The sequence below is a fragment of the Leucothrix arctica genome (assembly GCF_003172895.1).
Taxonomy (GTDB): Bacteria; Pseudomonadota; Gammaproteobacteria; order Thiotrichales; family Thiotrichaceae; genus Leucothrix; species Leucothrix arctica.
The window spans coordinates 343,980-370,278 of sequence record NZ_QGKL01000042.1 but is presented as its reverse complement, the minus strand read 5'-3'; the positions used below and the strand labels follow the sequence as shown (position 1 = coordinate 370,278).

Sequence of the window (26,299 nt, the reverse complement as noted above, 5' to 3'; positions counted from 1 at the left end):
ACTAAAAACGAAAAATACCCCAATCAAGTCGACTGCTATTTTATGAACAATATGACACCCGCTGTACGTATTTTAATAGTGATTAATATTGCACTGTTTTTATTCAGCCGTGTGATGCCTTACGATATGACTGAACTGCTCGGCTTGTACTTACCGGCCAATGAAAAATACGCGGTTTGGCAATATCTCACGGGTATGTTTATGCACCATGGGGTGATGCACCTCACCTTAAACATGGCGGGGCTATTCTTCTTTGGCTGCGCTGTAGAGCGGGCGTTTGGCAGCAAACGATTTGTAATACTTTATATTTTGGCAGGTATTGGCTCAGGAGTTATCTACACCTTGGTCGAGGGTTACGAATACTCAAAAGGGCTTGCAATAGTTAGTGCTATTGAAGCGCTTGAAAGCAATGTTCAAGCACTTTCAGGGAATTACACTTATCAAACCATGACTCGTCAGTTATCTCGCATGTACCGAACAGAAGTCGTTGGCGCTTCCGGTGCTTTATATGGGGTAATCGTTGCGCTTGGAATGCGCTATCCCAACGCAAAGGTGTCATTTCGTTTGCTCCCATTCCCAATAGTAGCCAAGTACTTTGTTCTGGGATTAGTAAGCATCGACTTAATATTACAACTAACAGGCTTTTCGCCGTTTGGCCGTTTTATGGTCGCACACTCTGCCCATTTAGGAGGTGCGCTTATTGGGATGCTTATAGTGCTTTACTGGCGCTATCTGCTTCCTAAGCACTCTTAATAACAGACTTTCAGGAGTACTATTTTTTACCAAATAATGAGCGCCACGAACGTGACTGTTTTTTCTGTGTCTTTGCTTGAGACTTGGAGCGCATCTCATCCAGCTCCATCAGCGTCTTCATTTGCTGAGGTGTTTGAATGGTTTTGTTATTACGCGACCGTCTTAAGTCTTTAATAATCGAAGCCAACGATAACTCAGGAAACTGTTTCATTGCCATTGCCGCGAGTGTCTGACCTGTACGGCCTACCCCTGCTTTACAATGCATGACAGGCAGTGCTTTCGCTAAATCACTTATTGTTGGGCTCTGATCTTTTTTAAACGCAGTCATGCTCTGTTCAATCTTAGACTCGATTAATGACACTAAATTTGTAGTCACTTCGGTACTTACTGTTCGATGATCAGGCCAGTTATGGACATGGATTACCTGTATTTCTAATGACTCTTTATAGCCACTAACCGACAAATTAAATATTTTCGCTTCTATGATGCTATCTAGATCAACGTAATCTAAAAACTTAGACTGTGTTTGGATGGCGCCATAAGTGGCTGAGCCTTTAAAGTACTCAATCAATTGATTATTCTGAATATCATTTATACTCGCTAAAACAACTAACACGGGCGTCTGGTTGTCTATCAGCAATTGAAGTTGAGCTTCTATCTGCTGATCAAGTGGGAACTGAGTCGCAATGGCAAAATCCTTTCCATCTATAACAATACGGTTCGCATTTAACGCATTACTAATGTTCGTCTCAGCCGCATGAGGCATATTAAAACGATCACGCTCAGAGTCATACGCAATGCTCTCTGCTTCGCCTTTTATAGCCATTAGTTGCTCTACAGGACTCAATTTATTACTCATAGATTCATCTATATATTACTAAAACACGGAGTGTCACGGACGAAGAGGATATCTTGAATGTACCTTGATCTCTACTGCATGTTGTTAATGGAGTTAATCAACTATTTATTAGTGGTACTTTCTATACAAAGAGTTCGATACCAACAAGCTTTAAGGCTTGGAAAGGTTCTCAACCAAGTAATCAATCGCCATACGTGCCCGCATCGGTAGAAAGCGTCGGTTCTGATACACCACCCAACTGTGCGAGTCACTGTGCCAATAATCTTTAAGTACCGACACCAAATCACCACGCTCAACTGACGGTAAGAAGTTATGCTGCGGCATATAAGCAATGCCCAAACCGTGCTCACAAGCATTCACTACCGCATGTGCATTATTACTCTTCCACCTACCCTGCACTTTTATATTCTGTGGTTGGCCGTCATGCTCAAATAACCAGTGATCATTATTAGCAATAATGCAGCTATGATTTTTTAGGCTATTAGGGTTTTTAGGCTCACCGTACTGTTCTATGTAGCCTTTACTTGCGACCGCCATCATTGGGTGAGCTTGTAATTTACGTGCGACTAAGCCCGAGTCTTCTAACTTACCGTAGCGAATGGCAAAGTCGATGCCGTCCTCAACAAGGTTAACATTTCGACTGTTAAAGTCGATTTCAATGGATAACTCAGGATGTAGCAAAGCAAATTGCATAAGCGCAGGAGCGACTTGCTGCTCAGCAAACGTACCCGCTGCACTGATACGTAAAGTACCCACGAGTGTCAGTTGTTGAGTCGTGACTTGCTCATTGGCTTGATGAAGTCCCGTCACCAGATCTCTGCATTGGTGGTAATAGTTTAAACCAATGGGTGTCAGGCTGACTAAACGAGTCGTCCTTGCAAACAAAGCACAGCCTAATCGCTTCTCTAATTTAGAGATTTGGCGACTCACATGACTAGTACTACAGCCAAGCTGTTTAGCTGACGCAGAAAACCCCTGACTCTCGGCAACACTGACAAACTCAATAATGCCTTCGAAATTATCCATAACACCTTCTCTATTGTTGCTATATGGCAATAGTAATTTGCCATTTCACTATATTGTTGTCAATGCTGCTTGCTATTAAGATACATCCATCGCTCAAGAGATCAGCTAACAACATAAAGGACAACACCATGAAAAAGATTCTTATCCCAGTAACAAACCACGCAACACTAGGCACAACTGATCAAGCTAACGGTACATATGCACCAGAGCTAACTCATGCACTAAGCGTGTTCCTAGAGGCAGGTATAGAATATGACATCGCGTCTATTCACGGTGGTAAAGCACCACTTTATGGAACAGACGTTGAAGGTGACACGGTTAACGACACGATCTTAAGCAATGAAGAGTTCACAAACCGCATCAACAACACTATCCCAGTGTCTCAAATCAACATTGAAGACTATGACGCAGTGTTTTACCCAGGTGGATTCGGCTTGCTGTCTGACCTAGCGACTAACGAAGACTTCGCAGCACTAAGCGCTAAGCACTATGAAGATGGCGGCATTATCTCTGCGGTATGTCACGGCCCGGGCGCACTACTTCCGATCACGCTAAGTAATGGCGACAAGCTACTAGCGAATAAGTCTGTGACTGGTTTTACTCGTGAAGAAGAAATCGACTTCGGCACAATCAACGACATTCCGTTCCTACTAGAAGAGTCATTGACTCGTGTAGCGGCACGTTACAATAAAGTACAGCCTTGGGGCGAGTTTGTGATCGAAGATGACCGTGTTATTACTGGTCAGAACCCTACAAGCGCACACGCTGTCGGTGTTGCAGTAGCAAAGCATTTAGCTAAGTAATTAAATAGGTGAACTATGAACGTATTAAAAACAGTCCTATATACGGCTGAAGTAAGCACAACAGGCGGCCGTGACGGCGCTTCAAAATCAAATGACGGTCACTTAGACGTATCGCTATCTACACCAAAAGGTTTAGGTGGCGCGGGTGGCGAAGGTACAAACCCTGAGCAATTATTTGCTGCTGGTTACTCTGCATGCTTTATCGGAGCATTAAAAGTAGTCATGGGTGAAGCGAAGATTAAGCTGCCAGAAGACTCTTATGTGAATGCTAGAGTATCAATCGGCCCTATCGAAAATGGCTTTGGTATTGCAGCAGAATTGGATATTTTCTTAGGCGATATCGATAAAGTAACCGCTCAAGACTTGGTTGAGAAAGCGCATGTTGTATGCCCTTACTCAAACGCAACTAGAGGCAATATAGAAGTAATTTTAAACGTTCTATAAGTCGCTAACCTGAGTGATTAGGTGAGTTGATCATGCCCTTGTTCGTAATGAACAGGGGCATTTTTGTTGGAAATCACTAGGCGAATGTTAGCCAGCCCATGTCATACGAATACTTAATCAACATCCCCGTACACATGAAGACAACGACAAATCTTAAATGTGAAGGATTAACTTTATAGAGCAAGTGGGAACCTAGCCATGCGCCAATAAACTGACCTAACATCATTAGAATACCGACAACCCAGACAACTTTACCTGCCGCCAGAAAAACAATCAAAGACGCGACATTGGTTGAAAAGTTAAGCGGTTTAGCGATAGCCGTTGAGGTTATTATTTCCTGACCTTTGCAAGATACACCCGCCAAAGTAAAAAATGAGCCTGTGCCAGGACCAAACATTCCATCGTAAGCGCCAATCGAGGGAATAATAATGTTTTTATACTTCTGTTCTGATACTGAGGCTGTGCCTCTGGGGTGTTTTGACTTTGGTGAAATGAGAAAATACACGGCTATAAATAGCAGGACAATTGGGACTACAAAAGACAAAATATCAGTATCAATAAATTGCACGATGATTGTTCCTATGACAGAACCAATGAATGCCGAGATCATTAGCGGCTTAGTTTCAGACAGGCTTATTTTGTTTTTCTTAATAAGCATGTAAGTCGCTGTTGCCGTCCCCATGCTACCTTGCAGTTTATTAGTCCCCAATGCTGCCAAGGGTGGTATGCCACTCAGGATTAACGCAGGAAGAGTGATTAAACCTCCTCCACCAGCTAGTGTATCTAGTAAGCCCGCAATAACTGATACAACAAATAACAGAGCCAATAGCTCGACTGAAAAACTCGCAAAATCCATGGGGTTCCTTGGGTGGTTAATAAGTCTTTAGAACAAGAAATTGGGCTTACATATACTATCTTAAATAGTATTGAGCAGGTGTGTTGCGATTCAGAAATGTTTCCATGGCTTCTCTAGTAGCGACTAGCGAAATAAAATTATTTTGGTGTAGGGTGACAAGTGAGTAACATGGGTATGCTTGCAAGCATCACTGTAACGATGTTATATGTATTCTAAGATGGAGGAGTCATCTGCACCCATAATGCTTTTTTAATGGGTGGTATGAGCCAAAACGGTTCTTTGGAATATTAGTTAACTTAGTCGTGACACACTTTGCTTTCTACAATGACAGTTGAAATTCCAAAAGGTGTCCAAAATTTAATTGAGCATACTCGTGTCCCTAAAGGTGCCGACGCAGCTCATGTAGACAAACCTGATAGGCAAATAATTACGTAGTCTTAATAGAAGGCTCCTTTTTTTTATGCGTAAACTCGGTTGATGGCTTTAATGGTTATGGTTGAAGCTATTCATTTCCCTACTACTGACATTTTATACCCTTAAAAATTATGCTTACTAACATCAAGAAATTACTAGTCGCTAATCGAGGCGAAATTGCTATCCGCATATTACGTGCAGCTGCTGAGCTAAATGTAACTACGGTATCCGTGTACACCAACGAAGATCGATTTTCTCCCCATCGCTATAAATCCGATGAGGCATACCAGATCGGTTCTGATGAAGAAGCTTTAATGCCCTACCTCGATATTGAGGGTTTAATTGAAGTTGCTAAAGTTAACAATGTGGATGCTATCCACCCTGGTTATGGGTTTCTTTCCGAAAATGTACAGTTTGCAAGACGCTGTAGAGAGGAAGGTATTATTTTTGTTGGTCCTGCCCCAGAAGTCATGGAGCAGCTTGGAGACAAGGTTCAAGCAAAACAAAATGCAATTGATGCGGGCATTCCCGTTATTCAAGATAGCAATGAGTCACTCACTTCATTAGCTATTGCAGAAAAAGAAGCAGAAAGAATTGGCTACCCGATGATGTTAAAGGCCGCATCAGGTGGTGGCGGACGTGGTATGCGTATTTTGCGTTCTGCCGACGAATTACCCACTGCGTTTAATGACGCTCGAAATGAAGCCGCAAAAGCGTTTGGCGATGATACGGTATTTTTAGAAAAATACATTGATTCCCCTAAGCATATTGAAGTTCAAATTCTTGGAGATACCTTCGGAAACCTTGTTCATTTATACGAGCGCGACTGCTCTGTACAAAGACGTTTCCAAAAGGTTATTGAAGTTGCCCCAAGCGCGACACTTAAAGAAGAAACACGTCAAAAGCTTTATGATTACGCATTAAAAATAACGCGACATGTTAATTACAGTAATGCAGGAACGGTAGAGTTCCTTGTTGATAGTGACGAAAAAATCTACTTTATAGAAGTAAATCCTAGAGTTCAGGTAGAGCACACCATCACCGAAGAAATCACTGGCATCGATATCGTTCGAAGCCAAATTCATATCGCTGATGGCGCAAAACTGTCTGACCCACAAATAAACATCAAATCACAAGATGATATTTCTGTGCGTGGCTTTGCGGTTCAATGTCGAATTACTACAGAAGACCCTTCAGCAGGCTTCAAGCCAGATTTTGGAACAATCATTGCTTATCGAAGCGCTGCTGGTTTCGGTATACGTCTAGACGTGGGAGCAGCCTATGTCGGTGCAAAGGTATCTCCATTCTATGACTCTATGTTGGTTAAGGTATCTGCCTCTGGAAGAAGCCTTGAAGATGCGATTCAACGCGCTCATCGTGCGCTAAGAGAATTCAGAATTCGTGGAGTAAAAACGAATATAAACTTCCTGTTAAATGTACTAGAACACCCTACCTTTAAAGCCGGTAACGTCAAAGTTACTTTTCTTGAAAAGCACCCTGAGCTTTTCAATGTTTCGTCTCAACTCGATCGTGGAACAAAAACACTGAGCTATCTATCGAATGTTATCGTTAACGGTAACCCAGATATAAAATCTTACGACCCAGATCGTAAATTTAGAAAGCCTGTTGTTCCACCTTTTAATAAATTAGACAAATACCCAGAAGGTACTAAAGACAAACTAAATGCTTTAGGCCCCGATGGTTTTGTTCAATGGATTAAAGACCAAGATAATATTCTTTATACCGATACAACCTTACGTGATGCGCATCAATCACTACTTGCGACCCGCGTAAGAACAAAAGACATGCTAGAAGTAGCAGAAGGTTTTGCCAAGAATCACTCTCAATTATTCTCACTAGAAATGTGGGGTGGCGCTACTTTTGATGTATCCATGCGTTTCTTGCACGAATGCCCATGGCAGCGCTTAAGACTTCTTCGTGAAGCAATTCCTAATATCTTATTCCAAATGCTATTTCGTGGTTCAAATGCGGTTGGTTACAAAGCATACCCGGATAACTTGATTGAAAAGTTCATCATTGAAGCCTCTGAAAACGGCATTGATGTATTCCGTATCTTCGATTCTCTAAACTGGATTGAAGGCATGAAAAAGTCTATTCAAGTGGTTCGTGAGAAAACGGGCGGTATTGCTGAGGCCACGATTTGCTATACCGGCGATGTGTTAAACACTGACCCTAGTAATAAATTTAACCTCCAATACTACCTTGATTTAGCTAGACAGCTTGAAGATGCTGGTGCACATACGCTAGCGCTAAAAGACATGGCTGGTTTGTTGAAGCCTTACGCAGCGGAAATACTCATCCCTGCACTAAAAGATGCGACCGACTTACCGATCCACCTTCATACTCACGATACCTCTTCCATGCAGTCAGCAATGCTGCTAAAAGCTATCGAGAAGGATGTGGATATCGTCGATACATGTTTAAGTTCTGTTTCTGGCTTAACCTCACAGCCTAGCTTAAATTCTATGGTTGCTGCCATGCAAGGGCAGCCTCGTGAGCAAGCATTTAACCTAGAGTCACTGAATCAGTATGCTAACTACTGGGAAGATATTCGCGAAATCTATTACCCGTTTGAGTCAGGTTTAAAAGCCAGCACCGCTGAAGTTTACAATCATGAAATTCCAGGGGGACAATATTCAAATTTACGTCCTCAGGCGACTGCACTAGGGCTAGAGCACAAGTTTGAAAAAGTAAAAGAAAACTATGCCATCGTAAATAAGATGTTTGGCGATATTGTAAAAGTTACCCCGTCATCAAAAGTTGTGGGTGATATGGCAATATTCATGACATCAAATGATTTAACTGAAAAAGATGTGATGGAACAAGGTGGTACTTTAGCGTTCCCAGACTCTGTACTCGATCTTTTCAAAGGTAACCTAGGACAAGCACCAGGAGGTTTCCCAGAAGAGCTCAGCCGTTTAGTACTAAAGAATGATAGTGCTTTTACAGATCGTCCCAATGATCACCTAGAGCCTATCGACTTCGATAAAGAATTTGCCGCTTTCAAAGAAAAGTTTGATGACCAGCGAGAAATGACTGACTTTCTTTCTTACATGATGTACCCAAAAGTCTATGAAGACTTTTATCAGCATCAACAAGAATATGGAAACATCTCGGTCCTACCAACAACGGCCTTTTTCTATGGATTGAAACAAAGAGAAGAAGTGGCTGTAGAGCTTGGAAAAGGTAAGGTCATCATCATTAAAATGCTGTACTGCTCACCGCCAGATGAAGGTGGAATCAGAACAGTTACCTTTAACCTAAATGGTCAAACACGAAGCCTCACCATTCGAGATGATTCTGCTGTTTCTACCAAAAAGGTTAATAGAAAAGCAGTCGATGAAAACGAAGTAGGCACACCTATACTTGGTCGTTTAGCGGTAGTAAACGTTAAAGAAGGCGAAACCGTTGAAAAAGATACGCCGCTATTTGTCATAGAAGCAATGAAAATGGAATCAACCATCACAGCGCCTTTCGCAGGAACGATCAAGAAGGTACATTTAGACGCTGGTGAGATTCTGGAGCAGAATGATTTAGTTATTGAGTTTGAATAATATTTGAGCCATGACTGAACATACGCATTGTTTGATATGAGCTAATGCAGCTTCAACTTGAAAACGCACGCGCTAGAATATAGCGCGTGCACATCAAGTAAAAAACTCTTTCGTATATTCCGCACAAAGCCTGAAAAATATCCTTAAAAATAGATTCGTATATAAATAAATATTTATCATAACATTGCCTAAGGCCTAAGAATCAACGTTAAACCTTGGAAAATAAATTATTATTGATAAATAACAATCACTTAAAGTATACCTTTAAGACTTGCATCACCTTTTGGCACACCCTTTGCCTTTCCATCTCTGAACGAAATAATTAATAACAATCGATCTAGATGGAGGTCAGCATGAACACCGCAACGGCAAAGCAAGCTATCAAGCAATGCTTTCAGTCCTTAACGGATGAGCAATTACAGCAGTATCATTTGAATCACGATTACTTCACAGGACGGCCACTGGGGAAACCTCAAGTGCCGCACAATAGAGTGGAAGTAGACCCAAGTATTCAAAAGAAACAGCGTAACTTGAGCCGTTTAAACGAAGTGCTATATCCGACACCTACCTTAGGAAGTGTCATGGGTGATGCGTTAGCGGCGTTAAAGCTGGTTCCTGAAAAGTCGATATCAACTGATACTGTGCTACTTAAAAAGCCATCAGAAGGTTTGGTTGATCGCGCTAAAAGCTGGTTCGATCAATACCAAGTAGATGGTCTAGAGTCGTTATTGCCAGCACAAGCAGATCAGTTAACTGAGATGAATCTAGCTGTTATCAAACGTGCTTTTTCACATAACACGGTACTCATTCAGAACGTATGTATGCTATCGCCTTTTTGGCTTCGTAGCCCATTAGAGTGGGACGAGCAAAGTGATGGTGACTTACTTGAGTATCTGTTTGTCCAGTATGACGCGCCCGCATTTCTTAAAAGCTGCTGGTACGATGCGGCCGATGAGGAGAGTGTGCGTTGGTTGCTGTGCTTTGTCATGTATGCGCAAGGTGGAAGCCTTAAAGCATTGGCAAAACACTTTAACTGGACGTTAGTGAGTAACAAGTTATGGCATGAACTGTTTAGCTGCCCTACTGATCTCTCACCACAGCATGCGGTGCTTTATGCTGAGTTTTATCGACTAGGCGGTTGGACTGAAGACTTTAGCTGTTTGATGGAAAATGAGTCATATGTCATTGACTTGTTGGAACCTATTTCAGAGGAAAGTCGTGACTTTTGGTATGACACTTGCCGATGGACGATTAGTCATCAGCTTGAGTTAGCGGCTGAAGAAAACACTAAGGTACTTTGGTGGGCGCGACATCAATTTACGGAGCATGCACGTAATGGTGAAAGCTATCGTTTACAAGGTCGAAGCCAAGCAAAAGTACTTGATAGTATTGCTGAGTATGAGCTAGAAAAGCATCGTTTTGAACAAGCGCGCGCTCGAATGGCAGCACGTGCGGTTCAAGTCTCGATGGCACGAGGCGCTGAGCGTGAACGTTTACGGTTGGAGAATATTGAAGAGCAAGCGGCTCGCAGAGAGAGACAGCACTTCAATTACTTTGACTACGAAGAAATGGATGCTACTTGGGCAAGCCATGGTTGGAACTGGTCTACCTTTATTCATGGAAAAAACTGGCGCTTCACTGAGCTTACGACGAGCCAACAGCTTCGAGATGAAGGTAATGCGATGAGTCATTGCGTCGGTAGTTATACTGGCTCATGTGTTAATCAGGACTCTGCTATTTTCTCTCTTCGAGACGAGGCAGGTAGAGTAGCAACTGTTGAAGTTGATCCTGTGCTTAAAGAAGTAAATCAAGCTCAGGGAAAGTGTAACTCTGACCTGAGAAAAGCGGCTCAATCAGTGATTGAAAAGTGGATTAAGGAAGTTGTATTGCGCTAAGTATGTCAGTCGCGACAGGGTTAACCTTTCGCGGCTGGTTTTGCGACTCAGAAATGTTTCTGTGGTCTCAATAAAGCGCCATACATTACCGTTATTTAGGTAAGCTCTTTAATTATGTTACGCAACCAAATATGGCTCGCTTTACTGCTATTCAACCTATGCCAATATAGCGCTTGATAACCATTGCGGTCGCTTTGAATGGAGTTGCTTAGATTGGAATAAGCCTTCTCGTGATTTTTATGAAGCAGTTGGTGCTATAACTCAAACGGAATGGGTAGGTTATCGCTTAAGCGGGCAAGCTCTTTCTGATTTTGCGAAACAACCATAAATAGTCTTGTGGTTGGTTTTTAGACTCACTTAAAACGGACTCGGACAATGCTGATGTCGCTGCTCACCACTGGTAGGATGCTCAAAATACAAATCACTCGCGTGTAACATCAAGCGACTTGCCATATGCTCACTATGATCATTTTTATAAAGGTCACACCCTAAGATTGGATGCCCTATTTCTAAGCTGTGAATTCGCAATTGGTGTGTGCGACCAGTAAGCGGCGTGAACTGTACCAAGGTTCGGCGTGGATTATCTAATCGTTGTAACACCGTGTATTCACTCGTGGCTGCTTTGCCTGTTTCAGCACAAATTTTCACGCACGGGAATAACGTTTTATCTTTCGCGATGGGTGCTGATATTTCACCGTGATCATCGGTCAACCAACCCTCTAGCATCGCAACGTAGCGTTTTTGAATGGTGCGATCTTGGAATTGCTTATTAAGGCTTTTTGATGACGCTGCATTTAAGCCGACAACCATAACGCCTGATGTGCCCAAGTCTAAACGGTGTGGGAGTTTTGCATCGGGAAATGCAGGTGTGACACCTTCTTGGCCGTGTACTAAGCGGTGATGTACTGAGTCCCAGTTTTGTGGGTTTTTGCCTGACAGGCTAAGTAAACCACTGGGTTTGTTGATTAATAAGATATCAGCGTCTTGGTATAAAACCTCAACAAAGGCATCGCAAGTGGGCGCTACGAAATCATCAACAATCATCAGTGGTCTTTAGAAGGTAACTTCAGTGAAGTGTGGGTTTTCTGTAGTGACTTCTAACTTAGCGATATCGGTTAGTATGACTAAGGTATCTGCTTGCCCTACTTTGATTAGAATGCATTCTTCTCGGGCATCGTTGCGTTTTGTGTCTTGGGCTATGCCTTCTATTATCGAGTCAGATCGCATGGTGATTTTGACTGGGTAGCGGTGCATGCAGGCTATTTCAATGTAGTCGTATTGGTTGCAAGTTATCATGTTCAGGAATAATGCCTCTTAGCTCGATAGGTCTATTTTTAAAAACATGAGGTCGTGATACTGATCGTTTTTTTGCTTTTCATAATCATGAAAGCACTAAAGAATGACCCCCTCTGGAGAAACATTTGTATAATCACCAGTTTTACTAGAATGCTGCACATCCCAATGATTGTCGTGCAAACGATCCCACTCCCAAGAATTACCTGACTCATCTAGAAAACCACGTTGTGAGCCTTTAATAGGTGCAGCAAAGTTTCTCCAATTAGATGGTGGTATGAAAGGAAACTCTCCAAAGCATGGTAAAGGCTTTTGATAAATTCGCAGCCATGGGTATATCACTTTAAGATAATCATTAGCATTTTCAACTGAGCAAAATTTAAGAGCTGAACTTGAGTAAGAGCAATTCTGACTCAAGAAGAGGCCTTCTTCATGCTTCCTCCATGCATCGAACCAGAACCAAAGAGAGCCAGAAAACGAGAAAAAATTTCTGAAACTCTGGTAGAGATTAATGAGCAATTTAGATCAGATCTAGCGCTATTTATTGGTACCTTTATAAAGGTGGCTTTTAATATGCTTGGATATATCAAGGTGTGCCAATCACGTATATGTCCAGCCCATAAATTGTTATTCATTTGATCCCAAGGCCAAGATGTTTCGAAAATTTCAAGTATCTCAACAGATAAAACCAACTCAATATTATTGCTTACACACTCTTCAAAGCAACTATTAAGTGGCATAATGATATCCCTAAGAATTTCATCTGGGTCAGTAAGACTGTACTCAGTTAGGTAGTGAGGGCAAATAGTTAACCTAGACATTAAAGGCTATTCATCCTAGCTTTTAAAATTTCTTTCGCAAGCTTCTCTGACTCATCTATAAATCCACTAGGCCATTCAGGGAACATACCTTTTTCATCTATTTCAAATTGCTTAATAGTTGATGATTCACCCTCATTTTGCTCTACAAAAACAATATTTATTTTACTTTTCAATTCAGGGTTCTGTATGACGCGAAGTCTTAGTTTATTGATGAATTCTTGACTATGAGTTTCTATTATAAATCTTTTTCCATCATCTACAAAACCTAAAAATAGATCAGCCAAATTTCCTGCACTTGAAGGGTGTAAGTGAATTTCAGGCTGTTCGATAAGCATTAAGTTTTCTTTAGAATTTAATAAACCTAATAAGACTATCGGTAATACTTGTGAATATCCAAAACCTACATCCGCTAAAGAAACATCTGAGCCTGAGTTACTTTCGCTTATGCCGACCTTGTAAACAATATCACTTACTTTATCAGGTGATATGACTTGAGATAGACCGATAGTTTTTATACATTTGTTAACAGCTTCAATTAGCTTATATGTCTTCTTTTTCCATTGAACTTTATGTTCTCTCTTAGCCCACAAAATATGAGCAGAGTTTGACCCATCTTCATTTAAAAGTGATACATCTTGTGAATAATGAACATATGCTCTTTTTGGTGCAGCACGTATTGGACTCAAGTACCGAATATTTTTAAGATCTTGACTCAACTGAAGAATCAAATGATTACTTCCATCATCCGAAGCCATTAAAATTGGTAATGGTAAAGTCCTAATTTTCTCATCAGAATTTGGTTTATTTATTTTATATACTAGGTTCAAACTTTCAGGCATGAACTTGTCAAATATGACTTCTGATTCTGATAAAGAAACCTCACTTTCTTTACCGAAAAAGTGAGAGTATTTTTTGTAGGTAGCCTTTATTTTTGGTTTACTCATGGGGAGGAATGGCGTTGAGGTTGTTTTACCATCCTTTTTGAGATAAGTTGTAAATTCAGATAACTGTGGTGTATATAAATCATCTTTCTTTATATTTCTATATGAAATTTTCACATTACCAGAAGCTGCAGTGTTATCTAAAAAAATGTCATAACCTATTTTAGCGGCATTAACAGCAGGAAGACCATAAGACAGCTCTTTCAGATTAGAGAATTTTAAATACTTCCCCTCTAAACACAAAGGGTTTTCGCTTGTTGAGTCTAACGTTTGCTTTAAAAGCAAGAGACTCTGCATTAAAGAAGATTTTCCACAGCTATTTCTCCCAACAATGACAGTTAAATCTCGAATTTCAAGGTCATTCATTTCTTGGAAAGCTTTGAAGTTACTTAGACTAATTTTCGATATCATTTTGTTCTCAACAATTTAGTTTGTTTATTAGGGATTTTTAATAAAATTATTATCACTTCGACTGAAGAAAACAAACAGTAAATTACAATAATTTTTCTTTAAAATCACACAAATCACTAATCAAACACGCCCCACATTTAGGTGTACGTGCCACACAGATATAACGCCCATGCAAGATCAACCAATGATGCGCATCCAACAAAAACTCTTTCGGTATATGTTTCATCAACCCCTTCTCAACCGCGACCACATCTTTACCCTTAGCAATTCCCGTTCGATTCGCTAAACGAAAAATATGCGTATCAACCGCCATCGTTAGTTGTCGAAAAGCAGTATTCAACACCACGTTTGCAGTCTTTCTGCCTACACCGGGTAACGCTTCTAAGTCTTCACGATTATCAGGCACTTCTCCGCCGTGTTTCTCAACCAATATTTTGCAGGCGGCAAACACATTCTTAGCTTTGTTATTAAACAGCCCGATAGTTTTGATGTAATCGCGCAAGCCATCTTCACCTAAGTCTAAAATCGCTTGCGGTGTGTTAGCGACGGCAAACAGCTTATCGGTAGCTTTGTTCACGCCCTTATCCGTTGACTGCGCGGATAAGGTCACAGCAACTAACAGTTCAAATGGGCTTGAGAAGTTTAGCTCAGTTTCTGGGTGTGGATTTTCCTCACGCCAGCGTCTGAATATTTCGTATCGTTTATCCTTATTCACTTGCTACCCCTCCAACTACATTACTCGCGTCTTCTTCTGCTTGTTTAGTCGCTTGACGCTCACGTTTTTTCTTTTGCTCTAAACGATCATCAATGATGTTTTTCACTGCGATGATCAAGCCTAAACCTAAGAACGCACCCGGTGGTAATATCGCCAGTAAGAACCCAGGATAATCATCACCAAACACTTGCAGCGTCATGCCGCTAGCGCCTTCGCCAAACATCACCGATGCATTGGCAAACAACGTGCCGCTACCAATCAATTCACGCATACCACCTAGCAACACGAGTAGCACTAAGAAGCCAAAGCCCATCATAAACCCATCAACAATCGACGGTAAGATCGGTTGCTTTGAAGCAAACGCTTCAGCACGGGCAATAATCGCGCAGTTGGTTACGATCAGAGGGATGAAAATCCCTAAGACGTTATGAAGTTCGTGCAGATAGGCATTCATCAGCAGGTCAACCACCGTCACATTCGCCGCGATCACCATGACGTAGAAAGGTATACGGATTTCACGCTTTACCCAGTGACGACTAAACGACACTGAGCCGTTAGAGATCACCAAGGTAAGCAAGGTCGCTAAGCCAAGGCCTAGGCCGTTAACGGCATTATTAGTGACGGCAAGTAGTGGGCAAAGCCCCAGTAGTTGCACAAGCCCTGCGTTGTTCGTCCAGAGACCATCAACGATAATTTTTTTGTAACTCACATCACTCATTAATTATTACCTGCTGGATCTGCTTTGGCTGGCATTAGTCGAGTAGCACCCGTGTAATCATTATTATTTGAAGCTTCGTAATAAACTTGGTGAAACTTTAAGACTTCGCGCACTGCATTCACCACTGCACGAGGTGTGATTGTTGCTCCAGTGAATTGGTCAAACTCTCCGCCATCTTTACGTACTTTCCACAGCGCTTCCGTTGGGTTTTCGAGTGACTTTCCGACAAACTCCAAAATCCAATCCGATTTATTGGTGTCAATTTTATCACCCAAGCCCGGGGTTTCTTTGTGTGTTACCACGCGTACACCTGTCAAAGCGCCTTGTTGATCAACTGCGACTAACAAATTGATCGGGCCACTGTAACCTTGTGTGCTGACAACTTCATAAACGATCGCAGTAACGTCATCACCCTGCTTTGCTGTGTAAATATTCGCGACGCTACCTAAGCCTTTAAGTGCCAAACTTTGTTGTGAAATAGTCGCTAGCATATCGTTGTCATAGAGCGAGGCTGGGACAACTTCTTGCAAACGCTGTAACTTCGTTTGGCGCTGGTTTTCTATGATCTGGTCTTTAGTAAACCACTGCACAACAACCAGCAACACAACACCCACCAAGGCAAATAAGCCCAAGGTAATGCCTGAGGTTAATATCGCTTTTTTGTTAGTCGTTATCATGAGCGGCCTCGCTGGCGACGTGCGTTAGCCTGTCCGAATACTTTAGGCTGTGTGTAGTAGTCAATCATTGGCGCGGCCATATTCATAATCAGCACCGCAAATGCGACGGCATCTGGGTAAACGCCCCATGTACGAATCACGTATATAAAGAAGCCGATACTTGCACCATAGATAAGCTGCCCTTTAGGCGTGGTGCTTGCCGACACAGGGTCAGTCGCAATAAAGAATGCACCGAGCATAGCTGCACCACTGAGTAAGTGAAAACTCGGTGATGCGTAGCTGTCACTATCAATCAACCACATTACTAAAGCAGAAACGGCTAAGCCTAATAACATCGATACTGGGATTCGCCAGCTAATAACACCTTGTTTAATAAGGTAAACGCCCCCTAGCAAATAAGCCAAAGAGACGACGGCCATCGGGTGGCTAAACAATATGAAATCAAACTTTTCTTCTATAATGATATCGGAGTACGGTTGGCCGCTAATCAAGCCTGTACGTACGATATCCAAAGGTGTAGCACGAGTTATGGCGTCCCAGTCTGTATCGGCAGCGCCAAATACTATGTTCAGGCTTTCACCCAAACCAATCCATTCACCAGTGAATATAAACGACCCGGGCCACTGACTCATTTGTAATGGGAGCGACACGATAAGCACGGCGTACGCGACCATCGCTGGGTTAAATGGGTTGTAACCGATGCCGCCATACAGATGCTTAGCCACGATAATGGCAAAGAATAATCCAACCAGTAGCACCCACCAGCTCACTAAAGGCGGCAACGTTAGTGCAAACAAACAGGCTGTAACCACCGCGCTCCAATCGTTTAAAAACGGTTTAAGTGGACGGTTTCTAACTTTCAGCGCAATAGCTTCTAGTGATACGGCGAATACGATGGCCAGTACAAGGTTGATCAGTACGCCCCAGCCGTAAAACATAAACAGCGTGACGATACCTAAGGATAGCCCCACTAATACTTGTTTCATCAGATGCGAAATATCTGGAGCGTCGTTAACTAATCCCGCTGTTCGCGTATCAAACTGCATTATTAGAGTCTTCCTGTTGGGCGTTTTGTTTGTCTGTGGTTGGCTTTATTGTGTCAGTCTCAGCGAGCCGCGCAGCTTTCTTGGCTTGAGCGCGCGCCATGGCTGCTTTTATAAGGTCTTGCTTGTCTTCTACTACCGGCTCGGCGACAGCTGTACCGTCTTTCTCAGCTTGTCGTGCTGCTTTTTTAGCTTTAGCACGTGCCATCGCGGCTTTTATTGCATCTTGTTTGTCATCAACCGCTGGAGTTTCAGCAGCTCCTGATTCAGCACTTTCTTTAGCTTTCTTTGCTTGCAGGGCTTCTTTCTGTTTACGGCGTTTTTCTTCACGTTCTTCTTTGTCGCGTACCTTGCGGTACTCATTAAATTCGTGTCGTTCACGAGATTGATCCGCTTTAACGGCCGCTAGCTTTTGAGCGCGTATTTCTGTCTTAGCAAACTTAAAGTAATCAACTAATGGGATATGACTTGGGCAAACATAACTGCATGCACCACATTCAATACAGTCGCTAAGCTTATGTTCTTCAACCTTTTCAAAGTCTTTAGCACGGGTGTGCCAGTACATTTGTTGAGGTAATAATGACACGGGGCAAGCGTCCATACACTTACCACAGCGTATGCATGGCATCACTATTTTTTCAGTCTCGGTGACGTCATCATCACTTAGTTGAAGCTGGTCAACTGAGCTTACTAAAATGCAGTTAGTAGCTTTCACAACAGGCACATCATCGGTAGATAAAGCGAAGCCCATCATTGGCCCACCCATGACTAAGCGCTCTGCCTTTTTGGTGTAACCACCCGCTTGCGCCACTAGGAAACTAAACGGTGTACCAATTAATGCTTCAAAGTTTTGAGGCTGCTTTACACCATTTCCCGTCACTGTCACGATGCGTGACACCAGCGGTTTTGATTCAACCACTGCTTGGTAAATGCTGTAAGCCGTCGCCACGTTATGACAGATAGAACCAAGGCTTGGTGAACGTACGTTTTTAGGTATTTCCACACCTGTCAGTATTTTGGTTAGCTGCCTTGCATCACCACTTGGGTACATGGTCGGTACACTGGCTACAGCGATTTTATCGATTGATTTTAAGTTAGACTGCATCGACAAAGCCACTTCAAGCGCATGAATAGCATCAGGTTTATTGTTTTCTATTCCGATCAAGCAACGCTTTGCGTTCAGTAGCTGCATTAAGATATCAATCCCTATTAATATCTCATCTGCTCGCTCACGCATCAGTTGATCATCGCAACTTATGTAAGGTTCGCACTCTGCACCATTGATGATAAGCGTATCAATTACTGACTCACCAACGGATGCTAATTTCACAGCACTTGGGAATGCTGCACCACCTAAGCCGACAATACCTGCGGCTTCAATGAGGTCTAACAACTGCTCATTAGCGACACTCTGGTAGTCGTTATTTGTTGGCGAAGCAAGGCTTTCATCCCAAGCATCTAAACCATCGGTGTCGATAACAATACACTGACCTGATAACCCTGAAGGATGCGGCAGTAAACGTTCTTCTATTGCAGTAACAACACCGGATGTTGGCGCATGAACTGCTGCACTCGGTGACACCGCATTGGTTGCTGCTAATAACTGCCCTTTAAGTACCTTTTCACCCACGACTACTTTTATGATCGATGAACGACCAATGTGTTGTTGTAGCGGTATCACTAACTCAGGTGGTATAGGTGCTGTTTGAATCGGTTGATGTGTTGACTCATCCTTATGAAACGAAGGATGCACGCCACCACGCATTCGCCAGAGCTTTTGTATTAAGGAAGTCATGATTTCGCCTCAACACGTACAGGTATTTTGGTTAACGCTGACACAGGTTCAGGTGCTACCCATGTATCAATGCGCTGTTTCAGTGGAATGATGTCGATACAGTCAACTGGACAAGGCGGTAGGCACAAATTACAGCCAGTACACTCCGACGTAATAACCGTGTGCATGAGCTTAGCCGCACCGACAATCGCATCTACCGGACAGGCTTGAATGCACAAGGTGCAACCAATACATGTTTCTTCACGGATGATAACGACAGTGGGTTCGTCAAGATGCTCGCCCATTTCCTCATTTAAGGGAATGACTTCAACATCTAATAAGTCAGCCAAGGCTTGAATAGTAGACTCGCCACCAGGAGGACATTGGTTTATACCGACCTCACCTTTAGCGATTGCGTCGGCATAAGGACGGCAGCCAGGATAGCTACATTGACCACATTGTGTCTGTGGCAGTAGCTGGTCGATTTGGTCGGTTATTGGGTCGCCCTCGACTTTAAATCGTAGTGACGCGTACCCCAGCAAAGCCCCGAAAAAGACTGCCAAGCCAACCATGATTAGAATTGCCATTAACATATCTGAGTTACGATGCCTTAATTAATCCGGTGAAACCCATAAACGCCAGCGCCATTAAACCAGCTGTAATCATACCGATAGCGTTACCTTTGAATGCTTTAGGTACGTCTGATACAGCGACTCGCTCACGCAAGGCTGCGAACAGTACCAATACCAGCGTGAAGCCAATAGACGCGCCAAAACCGTACAAGGCTGACTCTAAGAAGTTATGACTTTGCTGTACGTTAAGTAGTGCGACACCGAGTACCGCACAGTTGGTAGTAATCAGTGGAAGATAGATTCCTAACACGTTGTAAAGCATCGGGCTTTTCTTGTGGACGACTAACTCAGTAAAGCCAACAATAGCGGCAATGACTAGAATAAAGCTGATGGTTCGTAAGTACTCTAAACCGAACGGGGCAAGTAAATAATCATTTAATAAGTAGCTTGTGATCGACGATAAGGTCAGTACGAAAGTCGTTGCTAACCCCATGCCCATGGCGGTTTCCAGCTTACGAGACACACCCATAAACGGACACAGTCCTAGAAACTGTGACAAGACAATATTATTAACCCAGACGGTGCCGACGATGATCAGCAGATATTCACTCATTATGGTATTCAAGCAGCAACAAATAGGCGCGCATTTTGACATAGCCCGAGGCTTAACACTAGATACCATACCAATGGCTTAACACTACTTAGCAAAGTAATTGGGCTTAACTACTAATACTAAACTCCGCGCAAGACTTGAGTCTTTGCCACTATAGACAGACTGATACTCATTTTCTGGCTAATATGCTCAGCAAGTTTGCGTGCCGCTGGCGATAGCAATGTAGGTTTCTGCACCAAACCAATTGAGGTCTGTGGCAATGCTGGGAAACCGTCAATTTCTCTCAAAATGCGTAATGTGGGTGGCACAGTACGTTGCTCCATAACAGAAATGGCAAGACCAGATTCAACGAATGCCAAGATCCCCGCATGATTAAACGTCGAATATGCTAAGCGATAAGACTTGCCAGCATGATCAAGCGCCTGTTGTGCCCACTTCCCCCAGAGACAATCATTTTCTACCACCAGCGGTAAAGTCTCTTGCTCATGAGTGAGCTTATTGGGCGCGCAGACCCATACCAGAGGGTCTCGAATCAAAGTCTCATGTTCGGCATGGCTACCCAGCATATTTACGAGTGAAAAATCTAAGTCTCCGCGCAATGTATTTTCAATTAATTCACCACTGCTTTGCGAGCTGAGCTTAATGTGAACATTTGGGTACTGCCCAGCATAGCTGACCAATATCGGCGGCATAAGATTCGACACGTAGTCATCGCAGACACCTAACCGAACGTCTCCCTGTATTTCAGGATTCGATAGCGTTGACATAGCTTCATTTTGTAATTTTACAATTCGACGGGCGTATAACAAAAGATTTTGTCCATGAGGCGTTAATACTGAGCGACGACCCTGCTTTTCAAACAAAGGTTGTTTTACTGTCTCTTCTAAACGCTTCATCTGCATACTTATCGCTGACTGTGACCGATGCACTGTCAGTGCAGCATTGGCATGACTACCTGAGTCGTCAATAGCGATGAGTGTTCGTAGTAATTCAATATCTAGATTTTCTGTCATTTTCAACACTTCATATAAATTGATGTATTACGTCAAATCTATTTGTTTGTTTAATGTATGTCAAACTTCTAATCTAATTGCTAAATCAATTAAAGGAAGTAACACCATGAAAACATTACTAACAGTTTTAGCAGTTGCATTAACTTTGACACTAGCAGGTCAAGCTGTACAGGGTAACAACATCACAGAAAGCCATGCTGATTGTCTCTCACAGGAAGATGTCACGTGGTATACGAATCGCAGTAAATCTGGTATCCCAAGAACATGTACTAATGCCGTTTTGAAAAATAATCTAGATCAGGGAAACAGCCAATGGGGGGTTAACCGATGAGCGCTCCTTATTGCAATGTTGAAGTTGTACAACAGAAAGCCCCTGATCAAGTAAGTGTTACGCCTAAACAGGGTTTATACAATGCATTTGCTACCTTGAGTCTCTGGCATGCGAGAGCCCAGCAAAGACATCAGTTAAGAATGTCGCTTGAAGATCCGGACTTTCTGAATGACATTGGAGTCTCGTTATGGGATGCACGAATCGAGGCGAATAAACCCTTTTGGAAATGATAAAGAAAAACTGAATTAAGCCCTGTGTGAGATTTTTCAATTACATAGGGTTTAATTCAAAACTTACTCCCTCACGCACTTTATCCAAGTTAACCCTCCGTTAAGCCATCATAATTTGCACACCTTTTATTCAAAGCGATAAGATTCGCTCATAATTAAAAAATAGCGAGTTAACTAATGAGACGCCCCCATCTCTTTACTGCTATCGCCTCAGCGTTACTGCTTATGGCTGGCAATACTGCATACGCGCAGAACAATACAACACAACCTATTGATGCAGAGCTTAGCGCTCTAATCAGTGAGCTAAATCTGACTGGCAACCCGGCTAAAGGTATTCAAATACCTTCTATTCAATCGCCAAAAGCACAGTTAGGTATGAAACTGTTTTACTCCAAAACGCTTGGCGGAGACCAAACAACAGCCTGTGTTAGTTGTCATCACCCGGTACTGGGTGGTGGAGACGCATTATCGCTACCTATAGGTGTTGGCAGCGTGAACCCTGAAGTATTGGGTCCAAACCGTGTCATGAAGAAAGATGAGATGGTTTCAGTTCCTCGCAACTCACCGACTACCTTTAATGTTGCGCTCTGGAAACAACACATGTTTCATGATGGCCGTGTGAAGCGCTTGGATAAGTACTCTATTAGCACCCCTGACGTAAAGCATGATCAAGGTGACCCTTTAGCAGGTGATAATCTTGTACAAGCACAGGCACGCTTCCCTATTACTTCAATGGAAGAGATGCGTGGCGAGTACATGAAAGGATCGTATAACCAGACGTTACGACGTGGCCTGACAGAGCGCTTACAAGATAACTGGGAAAAGTCATTCCGAGTCGCTTTTAAAGATCATGACTCACCTATTCGTGATGTGGTTAACGAACAAAACGTGTCAGTCGCAATTTCAGAATATGAACGCTCGCAGTTATTTATTAAAAACTCGTGGAGTGAATACGTTGAGGGAAACACACAGGCTATTTCAGAACAAGCAAAGCGCGGTGCTGCTTTATTCTTTAAGACTCAAGCCAATGGTGGTGCTGACTGTGCAAGTTGTCACAGTGGCGACTTCTTTAGTGATGAGCAGTTTTACAATACGGCCATGCCACAGATTGGCGAAGGCAAGATTGCAGAAACTAAAGAAGACCTTGGTTGCTACTCAATCACTGGTGCTGAAGATGATAAATATCAGTTCCGCACACCAAGTTTGCTAAATGTAGAAGTCACTGGTCCTTGGGGTCACAGTGGTGCGTACCAGACGCTTGAAGGTGTAACAGCTCACATGCTTAACCCTAAGAAGGCGGTACGTAGCTATGATATGGGTCAGTTGAAGCAGAAAGGAATTGATTTAGAGCATACACGCAAGCACACAGCTGACGCGTTGATGGCTAATGTCGATATCAAGCCGATGCCTAATCAGGCTAAACAAGACGTGAAAGATCTAGTCTCGTTTATGAAAACACTCACAGACCCTTGTGTGAAGAGTCGTGAGTGTTTGAGTCCTTGGATTCCAGATCAGAACAGTAATGATCCGGACAATAATATGTTACACGGCTTGCGAAAGGCCGGACAACGACTCTAAAGACCAACGAGGTTGTGGTGATATAACTGCAGCCTCGCTTTCACCAGCATTCAAACGTAACGCGCCAGCATAAGCAATCATCGCCCCGTTATCTGTGCAGTATGCTTGTCTCGGGAAGAATACAGTCCCTTGTAGTTCTGCCAGTCTTTCACGTAAGCGTTTATTAGCACCTACTCCACCAGCAACCACTAAGCGCTTATAGCCTGTCTGTTTTAGCGCACGATCACATTTGATTGCGAGTGTTTCTACAACTGCTTCTTGGAATGCGTAAGCAATATCTGCTTTCGCTTCATCGGTCTGTGAAGACTTAGTCCAAGTCTGTAGTGCAGATGTTTTCAAACCACTAAAGCTAAAGTCCAAACCGGGACGATTCACCATAGGTTTTGGGAATTTGATTTCGCTTGGCTTCCCTTTTTCTGCCAGTGCTGCCAACTCTGGGCCACCGGGGTAAGACAATCCTAATAACTTAGCTGTCTTATCAAATGCTTCACCGACCGCATCATCCAGTGACTCACCGAGTATTTTGTATTCACCAATTGCTTTTACTTCTACCAGCATGGTGTGGCCACCAGAAACAAGTAATGCTACGAATGGAAACTCAGGTGCATCATCTTCAAGCATTGGTGCGAGTAAGTGCCCTTCCATGTGATGTACAGCAACCGCTGGAATATCTAAACTCCACGCCATTGTCCGTCCGACCGAAGCACCTACCATCAGTGCACCAATCAAGCCTGGGCCTGAGGTGTAAGCAATGCCGTCTAGGTCTGACATTTTCAAACCCGCTTCTGCTACAGACTCACGGATAAGCGGTACAATCTTACGAATATGGTCGCGAGACGCAAGCTCAGGTACAACACCGCCGTACTCGGCATGCATCGCTACTTGGCTATATAAGCGCTCGGATAATAGTCCTTTCTCGGTGTCATAAATGGCAACACCTGTTTCATCACAGGACGACTCGATTCCTAATACTTTCATTGTCTTTTCTGGACCTCTTCAATCCTGTATGCTGTTGCAGACTAATTAACCATGCGTTATACGCCAGACCTAATCTAATGGACAGACAATCTACAAAAGAAAAGCCCACAGGTAAACTGGATTCGATACGTCATTCACTTGGCTTTCGCACGATACTGATCGGTTTTCTCGCACTACTCATGCTAGTGCCGCTATTTATGGCAAAAGAAGTCGTTAGCGATCGTACTTTCTACTATCGTACCGCTATTGCAAGTGTGGCGGAAACATGGGGAAAAGAGCAAGTTATTGTTGGCCCTGTATTGGTCGTGCCGTATACCGAACACATTATTAGTATGGACACGGAGACGGACGAAAAAGGTGAAACACGTACGGTCAGTCGTGACATATTTAACGATAAAACCATGGTGATGTTGCCAAAAGAGCTAAAGGTTGATGCTGAGATTATAGAGAAACACAGAAAACGTGGCATCTATGACGCCCTTGTTTACCAGTCTGAAGTCGAGCTGAGTGGTCACTTTGACTTCACGCTACTGCCTAGTAAAAGCTCTAAAAAGAATCAAATGAACTGGAAGGATGCTTGGATTGCTGTTGGTATCAGTGACACTAAGTCCATTGATGAGACACGCCCATTACGCTGGGGTGCGGGAAGCAATACGCCCCTTAAGCCCGGCACGCTACTGCCTGAGTTATTGCCAAGTGGCTTCCACGCTAGCATGAAAGACCTTAACACTGACCTGACGCTAGCAAAGTTCAGCATCAAGTTTAGTGTTAATGGCAGTGAAGGCTTTAGTTTCTCACCAACGGGTGAAACGACTACCGCTAACTTCCACTCTGGCTGGCCTCACCCAAGTTTTACGGGTGACATACCGCCGACTCAAACAGATGTTGCCGCTAACGGTTTTGATGCGACATGGCAAATTCCTAATATTGCGCGTAACCACCCTCAAACGTGGTTGCTGGGTAAAGAAAAGCATGACTTGTATGCGCTAAAATCTGGAGTGAAGTTATTCAGTCCAGTGTCGTTATACGCAAAGATTGAGCGAGCGGTTAAGTACGGCGCACTCTTTATTGGTCTGACTTTTTTAACGTTCTTCATATTTGAGATTACCCAGAAAACACGCTTCCATGTCATTCAATATGGTTTGATTGGTCTTGCGTTAAGTATGTTCTACATCATTCTGCTATCACTGGCTGAACAAATAGCCTTTCACATGGCGTACCTTTACGCTGCGACGGCGACCGTCAGTGTCATCACGCTCTATACCATATCCATACTCAAAAGCTTTGGTCGCGTCATGCTGATCTTATTTTTCTTGAGTGGTTTATATGCACTGCTGTATTTGATTTTGCAGATGGAAGATTATGCAATGCTTGCGGGCGCTGGGACGATGATGATTGTGGTTATGGTGTTGATGTTTGCTACTCGTAATTTGGAAAGTGACACATAAAAAGTAGCTGCAATTTAACTTTAGTTTTCTATAAGTACTTTCGCTGTATTGACTGACAATATTGAAGGCAACTAATGCTATAAAAAGGCGTGACTAGTAAGGAATTACTAATCACGCCTTTTTTATGATTCAGCGCGCTTAATCACTGCCGGTACGATGTTTTTATGCATGGGGTTAATAAATAACATATAGATCTTACCCAGCATGTTATGAACATCGACAACAGTCGTTATGGTGACACGTTGACTATCAGCTTGTTCTTTATAGATCGACACTTTTACATCTAGGTGTTTATCAGAGCCTTCCATCACTACTTCAGTATGGCTTACTGACAAGATGGAAAATATTCCTACCCTGTCGCCCACTCGATAAGTATTGGCAGGTTTTTCAAAGTCCACATCACCTAATCCACCTAAGTCTTTGATTCCAATGAAAGACATTATCTTATTTCTGACTGCCATGAGGCTGTTAATCCAAGCAGGTGTTGACGCCATATGTGATAGCCAAATATCGAGCGC

General features: G+C 42.9%; 25 protein-coding genes and 1 pseudogene. 8 read left to right on the top strand and 18 right to left on the bottom strand.

The genetic code is table 11. From position 1 onward, the window contains the following. Positions 1-42 precede the first annotated feature (42 nt). On the top strand, positions 43-753 hold the full coding sequence (locus DKT75_RS18795) for a rhomboid family intramembrane serine protease (RefSeq protein WP_109825688.1): 711 nt from the start codon (positions 43-45) through the stop codon (positions 751-753). Positions 754-772: 19 nt separating this feature from the next. Here the strand turns inward: DKT75_RS18795 and DKT75_RS18790 are convergent, their stop codons facing one another. Next, positions 773-1,612: a protein-tyrosine phosphatase family protein gene (locus DKT75_RS18790; RefSeq protein ID WP_109825686.1), complete on the bottom strand. Its 840-nt coding sequence runs from the start codon at positions 1,610-1,612 to the stop codon at positions 773-775. Between the two features lie 150 nt (positions 1,613-1,762). Continuing rightward, on the bottom strand, positions 1,763-2,638 hold the full coding sequence (locus DKT75_RS18785; protein WP_109825684.1) for a LysR family transcriptional regulator: 876 nt from the start codon (positions 2,636-2,638) through the stop codon (positions 1,763-1,765). Between the two features lie 128 nt (positions 2,639-2,766). On the opposite strand from DKT75_RS18785, the gene DKT75_RS18780 reads away from it, so the two are divergent. Then, positions 2,767-3,441 carry a type 1 glutamine amidotransferase domain-containing protein gene (locus DKT75_RS18780; RefSeq protein ID WP_109825682.1) on the top strand — a complete coding sequence of 225 codons (675 nt, stop codon included), beginning with the start codon at positions 2,767-2,769 and terminating at the stop codon, positions 3,439-3,441. A 15-nt stretch (positions 3,442-3,456) separates the two neighbouring features. After that, positions 3,457-3,885 carry an organic hydroperoxide resistance protein gene (locus DKT75_RS18775; RefSeq protein ID WP_109825680.1) on the top strand — a complete coding sequence of 143 codons (429 nt, stop codon included), beginning with the start codon at positions 3,457-3,459 and terminating at the stop codon, positions 3,883-3,885. Positions 3,886-3,961: 76 nt separating this feature from the next. On the opposite strand, the gene DKT75_RS18770 is transcribed toward DKT75_RS18775, so the two are convergent. Continuing rightward, the gene (locus DKT75_RS18770; protein WP_109825678.1) at positions 3,962-4,741 is read right to left on the bottom strand and encodes a TSUP family transporter; all 780 of its coding nucleotides are present in this window, start codon (positions 4,739-4,741) and stop codon (positions 3,962-3,964) included. Positions 4,742-5,286: 545 nt separating this feature from the next. Between DKT75_RS18770 and DKT75_RS18765 the strand changes: the two genes are divergently transcribed. Both DKT75_RS18765 and DKT75_RS18760 read left to right on the top strand, forming a co-directional pair. Further along, entirely contained in the window at positions 5,287-8,730 is a 3,444-nt protein-coding gene (locus DKT75_RS18765; RefSeq protein ID WP_109825676.1) for a pyruvate carboxylase, read from the top strand. A 353-nt stretch (positions 8,731-9,083) separates the two neighbouring features. After that, a complete protein-coding gene (locus DKT75_RS18760) occupies positions 9,084-10,625 on the top strand; it encodes a PcfJ domain-containing protein (RefSeq protein ID WP_158278920.1) in 1,542 nt (513 codons plus the stop codon). A 357-nt stretch (positions 10,626-10,982) separates the two neighbouring features. On the opposite strand, the gene DKT75_RS18750 is transcribed toward DKT75_RS18760, so the two are convergent. The 13 genes from DKT75_RS18750 to DKT75_RS18695 all read right to left on the bottom strand — a co-directional run bounded on the left by DKT75_RS18750 (position 10,983) and on the right by DKT75_RS18695 (position 21,216). After that, positions 10,983-11,669, bottom strand: coding sequence for an RluA family pseudouridine synthase (locus tag DKT75_RS18750; RefSeq protein WP_109825672.1), 687 nt, complete (start codon positions 11,667-11,669; stop codon positions 10,983-10,985). A 9-nt stretch (positions 11,670-11,678) separates the two neighbouring features. Then, a complete protein-coding gene (locus tag DKT75_RS18745) occupies positions 11,679-11,921 on the bottom strand; it encodes a Rho-binding antiterminator (RefSeq protein ID WP_109825670.1) in 243 nt (80 codons plus the stop codon). Between the two features lie 96 nt (positions 11,922-12,017). Next, entirely contained in the window at positions 12,018-12,335 is a 318-nt protein-coding gene (locus DKT75_RS18740; RefSeq protein ID WP_158278919.1) for a polymorphic toxin type 17 domain-containing protein, read from the bottom strand. Continuing rightward, the gene (locus DKT75_RS21860; RefSeq protein WP_158278918.1) at positions 12,332-12,658 is read right to left on the bottom strand and encodes a hypothetical protein; all 327 of its coding nucleotides are present in this window, start codon (positions 12,656-12,658) and stop codon (positions 12,332-12,334) included. Before DKT75_RS21860 ends, DKT75_RS18740 begins: the two co-directional genes overlap by 4 nt. Positions 12,659-12,738: 80 nt before the next feature. Next, the gene (locus DKT75_RS18735) at positions 12,739-14,091 is read right to left on the bottom strand and encodes a DUF3696 domain-containing protein (protein ID WP_109825666.1); all 1,353 of its coding nucleotides are present in this window, start codon (positions 14,089-14,091) and stop codon (positions 12,739-12,741) included. 82 nt (positions 14,092-14,173) lie between these two features. Beyond that, positions 14,174-14,806, bottom strand: a complete 633-nt coding sequence (nth, locus tag DKT75_RS18730; RefSeq protein ID WP_109825664.1) for an endonuclease III — start codon at positions 14,804-14,806, stop codon at positions 14,174-14,176. After that, a complete protein-coding gene (locus DKT75_RS18725; protein ID WP_109825662.1) occupies positions 14,799-15,524 on the bottom strand; it encodes an electron transport complex subunit E in 726 nt (241 codons plus the stop codon). The genes nth and DKT75_RS18725 overlap by 8 nt, the downstream gene beginning before the upstream one ends. Beyond that, entirely contained in the window at positions 15,524-16,201 is a 678-nt protein-coding gene (gene rsxG / locus DKT75_RS18720; protein WP_170310686.1) for an electron transport complex subunit RsxG, read from the bottom strand. Before rsxG ends, DKT75_RS18725 begins: the two co-directional genes overlap by 1 nt. Then, positions 16,198-17,247: an RnfABCDGE type electron transport complex subunit D gene (locus DKT75_RS18715; protein ID WP_109825660.1), complete on the bottom strand. Its 1,050-nt coding sequence runs from the start codon at positions 17,245-17,247 to the stop codon at positions 16,198-16,200. Before DKT75_RS18715 ends, rsxG begins: the two co-directional genes overlap by 4 nt. Further along, complete coding sequence (gene rsxC, locus DKT75_RS18710) at positions 17,237-19,039, bottom strand: electron transport complex subunit RsxC (RefSeq protein ID WP_109825658.1); 1,803 nt, start codon at positions 19,037-19,039, stop codon at positions 17,237-17,239. The genes DKT75_RS18715 and rsxC overlap by 11 nt, the downstream gene beginning before the upstream one ends. Then, the gene (gene rsxB / locus DKT75_RS18705; RefSeq protein WP_109825656.1) at positions 19,036-19,611 is read right to left on the bottom strand and encodes an electron transport complex subunit RsxB; all 576 of its coding nucleotides are present in this window, start codon (positions 19,609-19,611) and stop codon (positions 19,036-19,038) included. Before rsxB ends, rsxC begins: the two co-directional genes overlap by 4 nt. Before the next feature lie 7 nt (positions 19,612-19,618). Continuing rightward, a complete protein-coding gene (gene rsxA / locus DKT75_RS18700; protein ID WP_109825654.1) occupies positions 19,619-20,203 on the bottom strand; it encodes an electron transport complex subunit RsxA in 585 nt (194 codons plus the stop codon). A 119-nt stretch (positions 20,204-20,322) separates the two neighbouring features. After that, positions 20,323-21,216 carry a LysR substrate-binding domain-containing protein gene (locus DKT75_RS18695; RefSeq protein ID WP_109825652.1) on the bottom strand — a complete coding sequence of 298 codons (894 nt, stop codon included), beginning with the start codon at positions 21,214-21,216 and terminating at the stop codon, positions 20,323-20,325. A 106-nt stretch (positions 21,217-21,322) separates the two neighbouring features. On the opposite strand from DKT75_RS18695, the gene DKT75_RS18690 reads away from it, so the two are divergent. Both DKT75_RS18690 and DKT75_RS18680 read left to right on the top strand, forming a co-directional pair. Next, complete coding sequence (locus DKT75_RS18690; RefSeq protein WP_109825650.1) at positions 21,323-21,547, top strand: hypothetical protein; 225 nt, start codon at positions 21,323-21,325, stop codon at positions 21,545-21,547. 407 nt (positions 21,548-21,954) lie between these two features. Continuing rightward, positions 21,955-23,355 carry a cytochrome-c peroxidase gene (locus DKT75_RS18680; protein ID WP_109825646.1) on the top strand — a complete coding sequence of 467 codons (1,401 nt, stop codon included), beginning with the start codon at positions 21,955-21,957 and terminating at the stop codon, positions 23,353-23,355. Here DKT75_RS18680 and tsaD read toward each other — a convergent pair. After that, the gene (tsaD, locus tag DKT75_RS18675) at positions 23,320-24,333 is read right to left on the bottom strand and encodes a tRNA (adenosine(37)-N6)-threonylcarbamoyltransferase complex transferase subunit TsaD (protein WP_109825644.1); all 1,014 of its coding nucleotides are present in this window, start codon (positions 24,331-24,333) and stop codon (positions 23,320-23,322) included. The two genes, DKT75_RS18680 and tsaD, sit on opposite strands and share 36 nt — an antisense overlap. Before the next feature lie 77 nt (positions 24,334-24,410). On the opposite strand from tsaD, the gene creD reads away from it, so the two are divergent. Then, the gene (gene creD, locus DKT75_RS18670; RefSeq protein WP_109825642.1) at positions 24,411-25,781 is read left to right on the top strand and encodes a cell envelope integrity protein CreD; all 1,371 of its coding nucleotides are present in this window, start codon (positions 24,411-24,413) and stop codon (positions 25,779-25,781) included. Between the two features lie 122 nt (positions 25,782-25,903). On the opposite strand, the pseudogene DKT75_RS18665 reads toward creD, so the two are convergent. Continuing rightward, positions 25,904-26,299, bottom strand: a pseudogene (locus DKT75_RS18665) (DUF2867 domain-containing protein); the annotation flags it as partial.

Coding starts and splice junctions, on each gene's coding strand:
- DKT75_RS18795 (WP_109825688.1), top strand. CDS start 43: ATGAACAATATGACACCCGCTGTACGTATTTTAATAGTGATTAATATT.
- DKT75_RS18790 (WP_109825686.1), bottom strand. CDS start 1,612: ATGAGTAATAAATTGAGTCCTGTAGAGCAACTAATGGCTATAAAAGGC.
- DKT75_RS18785 (WP_109825684.1), bottom strand. CDS start 2,638: ATGGATAATTTCGAAGGCATTATTGAGTTTGTCAGTGTTGCCGAGAGT.
- DKT75_RS18780 (WP_109825682.1), top strand. CDS start 2,767: ATGAAAAAGATTCTTATCCCAGTAACAAACCACGCAACACTAGGCACA.
- DKT75_RS18775 (WP_109825680.1), top strand. CDS start 3,457: ATGAACGTATTAAAAACAGTCCTATATACGGCTGAAGTAAGCACAACA.
- DKT75_RS18770 (WP_109825678.1), bottom strand. CDS start 4,741: ATGGATTTTGCGAGTTTTTCAGTCGAGCTATTGGCTCTGTTATTTGTT.
- DKT75_RS18765 (WP_109825676.1), top strand. CDS start 5,287: ATGCTTACTAACATCAAGAAATTACTAGTCGCTAATCGAGGCGAAATT.
- DKT75_RS18760 (WP_158278920.1), top strand. CDS start 9,084: ATGAACACCGCAACGGCAAAGCAAGCTATCAAGCAATGCTTTCAGTCC.
- DKT75_RS18750 (WP_109825672.1), bottom strand. CDS start 11,669: ATGATTGTTGATGATTTCGTAGCGCCCACTTGCGATGCCTTTGTTGAG.
- DKT75_RS18745 (WP_109825670.1), bottom strand. CDS start 11,921: ATGATAACTTGCAACCAATACGACTACATTGAAATAGCCTGCATGCAC.
- DKT75_RS21860 (WP_158278918.1), bottom strand. CDS start 12,658: ATGCCACTTAATAGTTGCTTTGAAGAGTGTGTAAGCAATAATATTGAG.
- DKT75_RS18735 (WP_109825666.1), bottom strand. CDS start 14,091: ATGATATCGAAAATTAGTCTAAGTAACTTCAAAGCTTTCCAAGAAATG.
- DKT75_RS18725 (WP_109825662.1), bottom strand. CDS start 15,524: ATGAGTGATGTGAGTTACAAAAAAATTATCGTTGATGGTCTCTGGACG.
- rsxG (WP_170310686.1), bottom strand. CDS start 16,201: ATGATAACGACTAACAAAAAAGCGATATTAACCTCAGGCATTACCTTG.
- DKT75_RS18715 (WP_109825660.1), bottom strand. CDS start 17,247: ATGCAGTTTGATACGCGAACAGCGGGATTAGTTAACGACGCTCCAGAT.
- rsxC (WP_109825658.1), bottom strand. CDS start 19,039: ATGACTTCCTTAATACAAAAGCTCTGGCGAATGCGTGGTGGCGTGCAT.
- rsxB (WP_109825656.1), bottom strand. CDS start 19,611: ATGTTAATGGCAATTCTAATCATGGTTGGCTTGGCAGTCTTTTTCGGG.
- rsxA (WP_109825654.1), bottom strand. CDS start 20,203: ATGAGTGAATATCTGCTGATCATCGTCGGCACCGTCTGGGTTAATAAT.
- DKT75_RS18695 (WP_109825652.1), bottom strand. CDS start 21,216: ATGACAGAAAATCTAGATATTGAATTACTACGAACACTCATCGCTATT.
- DKT75_RS18690 (WP_109825650.1), top strand. CDS start 21,323: ATGAAAACATTACTAACAGTTTTAGCAGTTGCATTAACTTTGACACTA.
- DKT75_RS18680 (WP_109825646.1), top strand. CDS start 21,955: ATGAGACGCCCCCATCTCTTTACTGCTATCGCCTCAGCGTTACTGCTT.
- tsaD (WP_109825644.1), bottom strand. CDS start 24,333: ATGAAAGTATTAGGAATCGAGTCGTCCTGTGATGAAACAGGTGTTGCC.
- creD (WP_109825642.1), top strand. CDS start 24,411: ATGGACAGACAATCTACAAAAGAAAAGCCCACAGGTAAACTGGATTCG.